Source organism: Cysteiniphilum marinum (assembly GCF_014857925.1).
Lineage (GTDB): Bacteria > Pseudomonadota > Gammaproteobacteria > Francisellales > Francisellaceae > Caedibacter > Caedibacter marinus.
In genome coordinates, this window is sequence record NZ_JACYVZ010000001.1 from 287,555 (window position 1) to 299,287 (window position 11,733).

11 protein-coding genes are annotated in these 11,733 nt (G+C 38.9%); 8 read left to right on the forward strand and 3 right to left on the reverse strand.

Annotated elements, in window-relative coordinates:
• Nucleotides 1-86 precede the first annotated feature (86 nt).
• Both bioD and IE867_RS01225 read left to right on the forward strand, forming a co-directional pair.
• Entirely contained in the window at nt 87-740 is a 654-nt protein-coding gene (gene bioD / locus IE867_RS01220; RefSeq protein ID WP_192482950.1) for a dethiobiotin synthase, read from the forward strand.
• A 252-nt stretch (nt 741-992) separates the two neighbouring features.
• Nucleotides 993-2,456: an amino acid permease gene (locus IE867_RS01225; protein ID WP_192482951.1), complete on the forward strand. Its 1,464-nt coding sequence runs from the start codon at nt 993-995 to the stop codon at nt 2,454-2,456.
• A gap of 75 nt (nt 2,457-2,531) precedes the next feature.
• Here IE867_RS01225 and IE867_RS01230 read toward each other — a convergent pair whose 3' ends face one another.
• Nucleotides 2,532-3,743 (reverse strand): MFS transporter, encoded by a 1,212-nt coding sequence (locus tag IE867_RS01230; RefSeq protein ID WP_192482952.1) that lies wholly within the window; start codon nt 3,741-3,743, stop codon nt 2,532-2,534.
• A 426-nt stretch (nt 3,744-4,169) separates the two neighbouring features.
• Here IE867_RS01230 and IE867_RS01235 point away from each other — a divergent pair, with 426 nt between their 5' ends.
• The 4 genes from IE867_RS01235 to sufD all read left to right on the forward strand — a co-directional run bounded on the left by IE867_RS01235 (nt 4,170) and on the right by sufD (nt 8,360).
• Nucleotides 4,170-4,592 carry an SUF system Fe-S cluster assembly regulator gene (locus IE867_RS01235; RefSeq protein ID WP_192482953.1) on the forward strand — a complete coding sequence of 141 codons (423 nt, stop codon included), beginning with the start codon at nt 4,170-4,172 and terminating at the stop codon, nt 4,590-4,592.
• A 63-nt stretch (nt 4,593-4,655) separates the two neighbouring features.
• Complete coding sequence (gene sufB, locus IE867_RS01240; protein ID WP_192482954.1) at nt 4,656-6,098, forward strand: Fe-S cluster assembly protein SufB; 1,443 nt, start codon at nt 4,656-4,658, stop codon at nt 6,096-6,098.
• Nucleotides 6,099-6,367: 269 nt separating this feature from the next.
• Nucleotides 6,368-7,111 (forward strand): Fe-S cluster assembly ATPase SufC, encoded by a 744-nt coding sequence (sufC, locus tag IE867_RS01245; RefSeq protein WP_192482955.1) that lies wholly within the window; start codon nt 6,368-6,370, stop codon nt 7,109-7,111.
• Between the two features lie 10 nt (nt 7,112-7,121).
• Nucleotides 7,122-8,360, forward strand: coding sequence for a Fe-S cluster assembly protein SufD (sufD, locus tag IE867_RS01250; protein WP_192482956.1), 1,239 nt, complete (start codon nt 7,122-7,124; stop codon nt 8,358-8,360).
• On the opposite strand, the gene IE867_RS01255 is transcribed toward sufD, so the two are convergent.
• Nucleotides 8,357-8,647 (reverse strand): YciI family protein, encoded by a 291-nt coding sequence (locus tag IE867_RS01255; RefSeq protein WP_192482957.1) that lies wholly within the window; start codon nt 8,645-8,647, stop codon nt 8,357-8,359. The genes sufD and IE867_RS01255 overlap by 4 nt on opposite strands.
• 132 nt (nt 8,648-8,779) lie before the next feature.
• Here IE867_RS01255 and IE867_RS01260 point away from each other — a divergent pair, with 132 nt between their 5' ends.
• Both IE867_RS01260 and IE867_RS01265 read left to right on the forward strand, forming a co-directional pair.
• Nucleotides 8,780-10,114 carry a chloride channel protein gene (locus IE867_RS01260; protein ID WP_192482958.1) on the forward strand — a complete coding sequence of 445 codons (1,335 nt, stop codon included), beginning with the start codon at nt 8,780-8,782 and terminating at the stop codon, nt 10,112-10,114.
• Nucleotides 10,115-10,222: 108 nt separating this feature from the next.
• Nucleotides 10,223-10,993 carry a malonyl-ACP O-methyltransferase BioC gene (locus IE867_RS01265; protein ID WP_192482959.1) on the forward strand — a complete coding sequence of 257 codons (771 nt, stop codon included), beginning with the start codon at nt 10,223-10,225 and terminating at the stop codon, nt 10,991-10,993.
• 187 nt (nt 10,994-11,180) lie between these two features.
• Here IE867_RS01265 and IE867_RS01270 read toward each other — a convergent pair whose 3' ends face one another.
• Nucleotides 11,181-11,642, reverse strand: coding sequence for a CS1-pili formation C-terminal domain-containing protein (locus IE867_RS01270; RefSeq protein WP_192482960.1), 462 nt, complete (start codon nt 11,640-11,642; stop codon nt 11,181-11,183).
• Nucleotides 11,643-11,733 lie beyond the last annotated feature (91 nt).

The following is an 11,733-nucleotide window of genomic DNA, read 5'->3' on the forward strand; positions in this document are numbered from 1 at the left end:
GAAGTGCCCCTACAAGGATCTTTGTAGGGGCGTATTGCATACGCCCTATGCGATACCTTTTATAAAATAATTAATAAGGAAAACAAATGAATATCTCTTCATTAACAAAACATAAGAAAGTCGCCATTATCGGTACAGATACCGAAGTTGGCAAAACTTATGTCTGTGTTTATTTAATGAATCAATTAAAAAAGCAGGGCTTAACAGTCGCTGGATTAAAACCAATGGCATCAGGCGCCTTTAACAAAGATGGTCACTTAGTTAATGAGGATGCATTGGCTTTGCAAGAGACTTCTTCTGCACCACTTTCTTATGAAGTAATAAACCCTAACGTTTATGAACCTGCCATTGCGCCACACATTGCTGCAAAGCAAGCAAATAAATCATTAACTGTTGAAAAACTTGTTGCGCAAACCAAGCATTCTTTAGCGCAAATTAGCAGTGATATCACTTTTATTGAAGGCGCTGGGGGCTTATTAACGCCATTAAATTTCAATGAAACATGGGCGGATTATTTAAAGGCGTTCGATATTCCAGTGCTTTTAGTTGTTGGTATGAAGCTTGGCTGTATTAACCATGCTTTGTTAACTGAACACTATCTTAAACAACAACAAATATCCTGTATTGGCTGGGTTGCTAATTGCATCAATCCTGATATGCCTGTTTTGCAAGAAAATATTGCGACATTGACGCAAATGTTAACAGTGCCAAAAATAGCAGAGATTCAGTTTAATCTGTAAATGGTTAACATCCAATGTTGTGAGTAATTTAATTTCGTTATGATATCTAGCCTATTTTCAATTTTGTTGGCTTATTTCCTTCCTTTTGTCGAGTTTGTCATTTTTATGTAATTTTTATAATGTTTATTTGATATTTTTGTCGCACATGCTCATTTTTTTCGGTAAATTACTGTGAGGATTGATTGATAGGATGTTAACGAATGTTATCAAGTACACTTAAATTTGAGTGTGTTACATTAAAAAGGGGAAGGTATGAAATCAACTAAATTAAAACGTGACTTAAAAACGCGTCATTTAACAATGATTGCGTTAGGTGGCACTATTGGTACAGGGTTATTTCTTGCAAGTGGTTCAGCCATTTCACAGGCAGGACCCGGTGGCGCGTTAATAGGTTATGCATTAGTTGCGATTGTGGTGTATATGCTAATGACTAGCCTAGGTGAAATGTCAACATATGCGCCATGCACAGGGTCTTTTAATAAGTATTCAGAAAAGTTTGTTGATCCAGCACTTGGCTTTGCCATGGGCTGGAATTATTGGTTTAACTGGGCCATGACCATCTCTGCTGATTTATTAGGTGCTGGACTGTTAATGCAGTTTTGGTTTCCAGATACCCCAGTGGTGATGTGGAGTGCGATTTTCTTTGTCATTATTCTTGCGGTGAATCTATTTTCAGTATCAATGTATGGCGAGTCAGAATATTGGTTATCCTTTATAAAGGTATCATTTGTTATCATTTTTATTTTGGTTGGCGCATTGGCTATTTTTGGCATTAGTGAGAATGGTTATGCTGTTGGCTTTAGTAATTGGCATGTTGCAGATGCACCATTTAATGGTGGAATATTTACGATACTAGGCGTGTTTTTGATTGCCGGTTATTCATTCCAAGGGACAGAAATTGTCGGTGTTGCCGCAGGTGAGGCAAAAGACCCAAGAAAAGCGATACCTAAAGCTATTCGTAGTACATTTTGGCGTTTGACCTTATTTTATGTATGTGCATTAGGTATTATTGGCTTTTTGGTACCATATACTGCAAGTTGGTTAGCAAACCCTGAATCGAATGTGGCGATGAGTCCTTTTACCATGGTGTTTCAAAGCACAGGATTCACCTATGCGGCAACACTTGTTAATATTGTATTGGTAACGGCTGTATTGTCAGCTGCTAATTCATGTATTTATACTTCATCGCGTACGTTATGGTATTTATCTAAATCAAAACAGGCGCCCAAAGTCTTATCTAAAACGAATCGTCGTGGTGTGCCCGTGATTGGGGTATTAGTGACATCGATCTTGGGAGCGACGTTTTTCTTAGCCTCTTTTATCGGTAATGGCGCAATTTTCAACTGGTTAGTGAATTTAATCAGCTTGTCTGGATATATCGGTTGGTTGAGTATTTCTATTAGTCATTTACGTTTTCGTCGTGCGTATATCAAGCAAGGTAGGTCTCTTGATGACTTAGTTTATAAATCAAAGTTTTATCCATATGGACCAATTATATCGATCATTGCTTTGGTGATTATGATGTTTGGTGCGCAAGTTGAGCAAATGCTATCGGGTAGCGCGACATGGGGTGCTTTCTTTGCAACATATAGTGGTGTGATTTTGTTTGTTCTTTTATATCTGGGCTATAAATGGCGTAAGCGTACCAAGTTTGCACGCTCAGCAACCTCAGATATTGATTTTTTCCATAAAGAAGCACATCAAAGTGCGTTTTAATAAGAGACTGGTACGAATGATAGTCTTGGTGAGCTTTTTGGATATGGAGAGTATCAAAATATCACCTGTTGAATATTAAGCTTTTTGTTTGATGAATAAGATAACTGCAACAGTCGCGATAAAATAGGAAAGCAAAACAACCATCATGCCATTATGATAGCTAGAACCATCATATAAATAGTTTGTTGTTGGCTGTGATTGACTTGCACGGATGACATAGCCAACAAATGGCTGAAAAATAAAGCCTGAAATAACAACGGCCATATTATTAAAGCCGATGGCAGTGGCGCGATGCTCAAGTTTATTATTGTGTGAAACCAAAGAAAAGCTTAATGCTTGTCCCGCGCATGCAGCGCCTGCAGCAAAAAATAATATGACAAGGAGTGTGACGCTATTAATTGGCACTAGTGTAATCAACCCAAAAGCGACAGTGCCAATTACCGCGCAAAGTATAAGCACGCGTTTGATACGTCCCATTTTATCGGCAAGAAAACCGAACAAAGGGCTGCCAACAGCAATACCAATCCACATGAAAGTGACAATGGTTGCAGCAACTGAAAAAGGAACGTTAAAGTATTGTTCAACAAAAGGAATACCATAAAGTGAGGCAACAACTGCCATTGGCATCCACAGTAAACAAGCATAGATTGCAATCATCCACGTTTGCGATTGACGAGCAACAGACTTAAAAGCAAGCCATGAGCTTGTCACGGGTTTCGTTGTTAGGTGTTTATTAGGAAGTTTTAGATAGAAAAACATGATAATCAAAAGAATCAAGCCAAAGCTGCTAATAATCATCATCGTTGCACGCCAACCAAAGTGATCAATCAGTGGGATCAGTGGTAGCGCGCCACACATGGCACCTAGTGCTGCAAGCATCTGAGTAATACCTGCTATTAAAGTGAAATAGCGCTTACTAAAAACATGACTGGCAACGACAAGCACGCCAATAAAGGCGAAAGCTGAGCCAAAGCCCATGAAAATACGTGCGCAAGCCGCAAGATAAAAGTTTGGTGCAAGTCCAAACAGAAACCCACCAATGACGCAAATCAAAAGGGGTAACATAATCACATTGCGTGCAGAGAATCGATCATAAATAAGACCTGCTGGAATCTGCATTAAAGTATAGGTGATAAAATAAGCCCCAGAGGTCACGCCAAGCCAGAATATATCGATATGCAGACTGCTCATAAGGTTTTCGGTCATAATGCCAGGTGAGACTTGAAGTGCCATTTCAAAAAAGAGAAACAGTGCCGCTAAAATAAATAAAAGTACTGATTTAAACATAAGGTTATCCTGTTCATTGTTTATGTTTCTACGCTTAAAATATCAAAGATTAAAAAAATTAAAAAGATTAAGATGCCTAATTAAAGATAAACTGGACATAAATAACAATGGATTAATAGGGGTGCAGTAAATCCTAATTAGGCTTAATACATCGACAACAACAGCAAATAGGCATGAAAATAGCAGCACAGCCATTTAAGCTAGATAACTGTGTGTTTAGATATTTATTGTGCTGCATTTAAGTTTTTCTTGCCCGAAAGATCAGTGACTAGAAAGATAGACTACCTTGAAAAAAACAAAATGCAAAATGTTTTTTGTATCGATGATTATCGTCGTAATTAAAGGAAAACAAACTTTTAATCCGTTGACACAAACGCTAAAACCCATTACCCTTTGCGCATATGATACCAAGCCAGTACTATTTTGATGTTGAAAGTCAGTAAACTTGCTGATTATGCAGTGATGATTGTGCTCAAATTTGCGCAAAATCCGCAAGGATTATACAGTGCCACTGATCTTATTAGCCTTACGAGGCTTAATCTACCAACGGTGCGCAAAGTACTCAAACTCTTGAGTCTAAAAGGGATATTACTTGCCAAACGTGGTGCTGAAGGTGGCTATGCCTTGGCTTGTGATGTGAGTGAAATTTCAGTACTTGATATTGTTGAGGCAATTGATGGGCAGCTTGCGTTTACCGAGTGTTGCAGTGCAGGATTTGTATCATGCTCTGTCAATGATTGTCATATGGGTGGGTATTGGCATGTGATTAATAAGAAAGTCCGCGAAACACTAAGTAGTTTTAAATTACTAGAGTTGATGAAGACATCATCTTATGAAGTAGGTGAATAAAATAAATAAATTTAAGTAATATGAACCAAACTAAGAAAGAAAACAGTAAAGAGATCATGCGACATGACGGATGAAAAAATAAATAAAATGCTTGATCAGGAATATAAGCACGGCTTTGTGACTGAGATTGAACAAGAGCGTTTTCGTAATGGCTTGGATGAAGATATTATTCGGCAGATTTCCAAGCGCAAGAATGAGCCTGAGTTTATGCTCAAATGGCGCTTGCAGGCTTATCATAAATGGCTAGACATGAAAGAGCCAACTTGGGCGCATGTTGATTATGAGCCAATTGATTATCAAGAGATTAGTTATTATGCAGCGCCTAAATCGGCAGCTGATAAGCCAAAAAGCTTAGATGAGGTTGATCCAGAGTTAATTGAGACGTATAACAAACTAGGCATTCCCTTGCATGAGCAAGAAATGCTCGCTGGTGTTGCAGTCGATGCTGTTTTTGACTCAGTGTCTGTGGTTACCACTTTTAAAGAAAAGCTTGCCGAAGCGGGTGTGATATTTTGCCCAATTTCAGAGGCGTTACAAAAATATCCTGAGCTTATTGAGAAATATATTGGCTCAGTGGTGCCACAAACAGATAACTATTTTGCGGCATTAAACTCTGCTGTATTTAGCGATGGTTCATTTGTCTATATTCCCAAAGGTGTGCGTTGTCCGATGGAGTTATCAACTTATTTTCGGATTAATGCTTCAAATACGGGGCAATTTGAACGTACCTTAATTGTTGCTGATGAAGGCAGCTATGTCAGTTATTTAGAGGGTTGTACCGCCCCGATGCGTGATGAAAATCAGTTGCATGCAGCGGTGGTTGAGCTAGTGGCATTAAAAGATGCTGAAATTAAATATTCAACTGTGCAGAATTGGTATCCTGGAGACAAAGACGGTAAAGGGGGCATTTATAACTTTGTGACCAAGCGTGGTGTGTGCATGGGCGCCAATGCAAAAATCTCATGGACACAAGTAGAAACAGGCTCCTCAATTACATGGAAATATCCATCGGTTATTTTGCGCGGGGATAATAGTGTGGGTGAGTTTTACTCTGTGGCATTAACTCGTCATGCGCAACAAGCAGATACCGGTACCAAAATGATTCATATGGGCAAAAATACCAAAAGCACGATCATCTCAAAAGGGATTTCCGCAGGGCGCGCGCAAAACGCCTATCGTGGGCTAGTGCGCATGTTGCCAACGGCGGATAATGCACGCAATTTCTCACAATGTGATTCTTTACTTATTGGGCATGAGTGTGGCGCGCATACTTATCCGTATATTGAAAATAAATCAAAATCAGCGCAAATTGAACATGAAGCAACGACATCAAAAATCTCTGATGAGCAGCTTTTTTATTGCCGACAACGAGGCATGTCAGAAGAAGATGCAGTAGCGATGATAGTGAATGGTTTTTGTAAAGATGTCTTTAAAAAACTACCCCTTGAGTTTGCGGTTGAAGCACAAAAATTGATGGAAGTTAGTTTAGAAGGTGCAATAGGCTAGTGAAATAAGAGAAAGTGTAAAAGCTTTCAAAGGTACAAGAGTAAAAGTAAATAATTGAAGTTACGTGTTTTAGAAAAACTATGATTTTAAAACACTCCGTCAGCCTACGGCTACCACTCCTCTTGCAAAGAGGGGAATTAGGTAAAGGTTGATGTTATATCCCTCTTTTTAAGAGGAGTGCTTAAGCTTGTGAGGCGGGGTGTTGGAATAAATGGAGTGCGTAACCTCAGTAAGTAGAAAAGTAAATTAAGAAAAAGCGAAGTAACGATATGTTGTTAGAGATTAAAAATTTACATGCCAAGGTTGAAGATAAAGTACTACTAAAAGGGATTAACCTTGAGATTAAACCTGGTGAAGTACATGCGATTATGGGACCAAATGGTGCCGGTAAAAGTACGTTGGGTAATGTGCTTTCGGGTAAACCAGGTTATGAAGTGACTGAAGGTGAAGTCCTGTTAAATGGTCAGAATATCTTTGATCTGGATGCGTCAGAGCGTGCGCATGCTGGGATGTTTCTAAGCTTTCAATATCCGGTTGAAATCCCAGGTGTTAGCAATACACAATTTCTAAAAACAGCCGTCAATAGTACACGCAAAACTAAAGGGCAAAGCGAGCTTGATGCAATGAGCTTTATGAAAAAACTGCGTGCGAATATGGATATCCTTGAGATGGATCAAAAGTATATGAAGCGCGGTGTTAATGAGGGCTTCTCCGGTGGCGAGAAAAAGCGTAATGAAATGCTGCAAATGATGATGCTTGAACCTAAAGTATGTATTTTAGATGAGACGGATTCAGGTCTTGATATCGATGCGCTGCAAGTGGTATCAAAGGGCGCGAATCATATGCGCAATGGTGAGCGTGGCTTTATTGTGATTACCCATTACCAACGTTTATTAAACTATATCGCACCTGATTTTGTCCATGTTTTGGCAGATGGCAAGATTGTTAAATCAGGTGGTCGAGAGCTAGCTCTTGAGCTTGAAGATAAAGGTTATGCTTGGATTAATGACTAAGGAGCACACTATGTTGCAATTAGAGCAGCCGATTTCTAAGCTTAATCTGACAGATGAGGCGATTAAACAGCGTGAAAATGCATGGCAAGCATTTGTTGATCAGGGTTTTCCAAATAAAAAAAATGAACAGTGGCGTTATACTGATTTAACTGCTTTGTATCGAAAGTACGATATTGCCCAAGTTAAGCTTGGAGCCAATACAAATATTGACGAAACATTGTCAATGATTAATCTAAATACGGATATGCATAATATTGTCTTTGTTGATGGACAACTTGCTCATGTTGATGACATTGATGGTGTGATCATTAATGATAGTCTGTCACGACAGCCTCAGCGCGAGAGTAGTGATGCATTGTCTAATCTAAACATTGCCTCGTATTTAGGCGGGGCCTCGATTCAGGTTAAGAAAAATACGCGTTTGACAAAGCCTATTATCATGACGTATTTGCACACCGATAATAGCCAGAAGATGTTGGTTAATTATCAGCATACCTTAGTGATTGATGAATATGCGGAGTGTATGATTTGTGAGAATTTTATTGCATTAGGCGATACCTATTCAGCGGCCAATATCTGTAGCAATATCGATCTTAAAGAGGGTGCCAAGTGCTGCTATGACGCCTTGGCAAACACAAGCTTTGAAGCATTATTGGTGACGCATAAACTAAAACTTTCAATAGCCAAAAATGCCTATTATGAAACCTTTCAAATGGCGGCTTATGCTGCACTCAAGCGTATTGAGTTTGATGTGAATTTGCAAAGTGAAGGTGCTATTTTTAATGCAAAGGGTATTTACGCTTTAACACATAATGCAAAAGCGGATTATCACTTTAATGTCAAACATAATGCATCTAATACGCAAAGTGACGTCGCATTTCGTGGTGTCGTTGGTGGTAAGGCATCGGCAACCTTTAATGCGAAAGCATATGTTGCTAAAGGCTTACATAGCATCAAAGCGCTACAAAACAATCGTAATATTCAGTTAACGAATACTGCTGAGATCAATACCAAGCCTGAGCTTGAGATTTATTCTGATGATGTTGTTTGTAGTCATGGCGCGACGATTGGTCAGCTTGATCAGCAGGCGTTATTCTATCTGCAATCACGTGGGATTAACAAAGATCAAGCAACGAGTTTGCTTATTGAAGGTTTTGTCAAAGAGCTTATTACTTTACTTGATCGTGACGAATCAACGATTGAGAGCTATCTTGATAGCCTTGAAGGGCATATCAAACATTTAGTTTAAATAAATGCCTTAAATGCTTCGGCATGTTTAACTGGATCAAAGCTATGATAACTATAGCTTGCTGCTTTTTCAGTAATAAAGGGGTCTTCCTGCAATAACGTTTTAATTTCATCTAAATCGCCTGAAGCTAATATCACACCGCCATTACGTGAACTATTAGGTCCTGAGGCAATAAATAGTCCTTTTTCATAACCGCGATCGAGAAATGAACGGTGTTTTGCTCTAACTTGATCTATAACCTCAGCAGGTGAAGTATAGGTGATGGTAATAATATGCGTTTGTTTCATTGGACTAACTCAAACTAATATAATGTAAAGCTAATTTTGTCATAGTTATTAAGCTGTTTGTACTTTTTTTTCAAGAAACTAAAGCGTAAAATAGCGCCAGCAATTTTGCTTAGAGTGGTAAAGACAGTTTTCATGAAGTATTTTGATTTAAAAGCGTTAAAAAAAGATAAGATTTTCACTGAATCACGCAAACTTATGTCTCTATCACTTTGGCGAAGGCGTTTGATCTTCTGGGGTGGGGCGATTCTTGTTGGATTGATATGTGTATTGTTTGCTTATCTGTGTGACAATCTCAATGACAGTTTCAATGAACTCAGTCAAGCTCACCCTTATTGGCCTTTATTTATTATGCCAATTGGTTTTATGGTGATTATTTATTTGCTGAAAACCTATTTTGATGGTGCTGAAGGTAGTGGTATTCCTCAAGTAATGACAGCACTCAAAGTTAAGAATATGCAACGACGTAGCAAGATGGTGTCAATGCGTATTGCACTGGGTAAGTTTTTATTAACCGCATTAGGATTTTTAAGTGGTGCATCGATTGGGCGCGAGGGACCGACAATTCAATTAAGTGCATCCGTTATGCACTTCTTAGGGCGATTAGAGAAGTTTAACCGTGAAGACACGGAAAAAGGTTTGTTATTAGCAGGAGGGGCCGCAGGTATTGCAGCGGCCTTTAACGCGCCTTTGGCAGGGGTTGTTTTTGCCATTGAAGAGTTAGCAGGCTCATTTGATAAAGGCATTACCGGTACGATGATTACCACTGTGGTGTTGTGTGGTTTTGTATCCTTAGAGATTATGGGCAATTACGCCTACTTTGGTGCGAGCTCGGCGACACTCGATATTTTAGGCGGTGGCTGGATCGTACTTATTATTGTTGCCGTTGTTTGTGGTTTCTTAGGTGGACTATTTAGTCGGATGCTATTATTTGTATCCGCAGCTGTCGTAGGCATTGTTCGCAAGCACCCTGTGTTATTTGCAGGTAGCATTGGTTTTGTTATTGCGGTAATTGGTGTGTGCACAAGTGGCGTTATTTACGGTAGCGGCAAAGAAACTGCAGTTGCCTTGTTAAATGGTCATGATGTGCATGTATCTATTTTCTTTGGATTGTGGAAAATGATCGCAACGTTACTGTCATTTGTTAGCGGTATCCCTGGCGGGATTTTTGCCCCCTCTTTATCAGCAGGAGCTGGGTTTGGTCATATGATGAGTGGTTTTTTTGATCCTAAATATGCAAGTGCAATTGTCTTGATTGGTACAGTTGCTTACTTCTCAGGCGTGGTACAAAGCCCGATTACTTGCTTTATCATTGTGTCGGAAATGACGCAAAATGTCTCAAGTGGGATGCTGTTACCAATTATGTTGGCAGCACTTCTAGGCACAGCTTCCTCACGTGTAATTTGTAAAGAGCCAATTTATCATGTATTGTCGTTGCGCTATTTAGATAAGCTGCGTGAGCAGAAATAGATTAAGTCAAATATTAGTTCAACAGTTTTGATTACTACGTACCCTGAGCGAAGTCGAAGGGTGTAAGTTAGAAAAAAATAAATATAATTGCTATAGGTTTTAATAAATATGTTTGATCAACCATTATTTCAAAAAAAGCATCAGCAATATGAGCGGCGTTTTGTTCATGATAGCTTTATAAAAAATGAAATTGCTGAGCGTTTATTAGATAAATTAAGTTTTATTAAATTAAATCCTCAATATGTCTTTGCAGAAGGGCTAGATTCACATTTAGCAGCGATTAAAGCGTTGTACCCAAATGCAACAATACATCGCAAACTCAACCCAGAGATAGCTTATGATGTGATTATTTCACAGTGTAAAATTCAGCAAGCAGCAAATATTAATACCCAATTACGTGATTGGTATAAACAGCTAAAACCGCAAGGTGTTTTAGTTTTTACAAGCTTTGGCAGTAGCAGTTTACAAGAGATCAAAAAAGCTTGGCAGCTCACTGATGGTATGGTGCATATCAATCAAATGTTAGATATGCATGATATTGGTGATCTGTTAAAAAAAGAACAATATCAAAGTGTGGTAATGGATGCTGAAACGCTGAAGCTTCAATATGAAACGATCGACACTTTACTCACCGATATTCGTGAACTGAATGAGCCTTTAGCTGATACTAAAATGCGCAAAACCTTAACAGGTAAAGCGCGTTGGCAACGTTTTTGTGAGAGACTGGAAAAATTTGGGTTATCAGTAAGTTATGAAGTGTTTTATGGTTATGGCTATAAAGGTAATGAGCTGATTGCTAGAAAAGAAACTGATCATGAGTCGATGATTAGCTTTGATCAATTAAGAGATGCGCTTAAGCATAATAAAAAACGGCTATGACCATGTTCCTTGCCCACTTTGATGGTGTAAGCGTTGGCTGAGCGTAAGTCGAAGCCTCTATGAAGTGTTATTTTCCCAAGCTTACCCACTTCGACTGATGCTCAGTGCACCGCTTCGACTTACGCTCAGGGTAGGGTGGGCGCTTGTGGGTGAATATTTAGTCTTAGCCTAAAAAACAATAAAAAAACTATTCACAGATAATTTCATCTTGGAAGGCGATGCCATCCTCTGCCTCTAAATCATTAGAGTTGACTGTACATTTTTGTCCATCTTTGGTCTCAAGGGTAAGCTTCTCTCCTAGTATCACGTCAATTTGTGCAAAGCCATCGCCATCGGTTTCACTGGGTTCTAGTCCGCCAGTAATTTTAGCAAAACTCAGTATTTCTCCTTGTGTATTAACAAAGTTGCCCATAATCAAAACAGCAGGTTTGGCGTTAAGTGCAATGGTTTCAACATTACCTGGATAAAGTGTCACATCACGATCATTATGAGGAACACTTAGGGTCAGTTCATGAGTTTGAACTTGTACGTTATGCTCTTTATATACCGACATCGGTACAAAGTAACTTTCATTATTATCGATGACGGCATTTTCTTTGCCATCAACATAGATTATTGAACGACAATTATCTTTGCCGGTTAACGACAACTACAATTGCCGCTTAAACCACCCTAATTTAGCATGGTTTTATCTTCAGTTACAATATTAATATTTTGCTTATTATCTGTTCTTGCTTTTT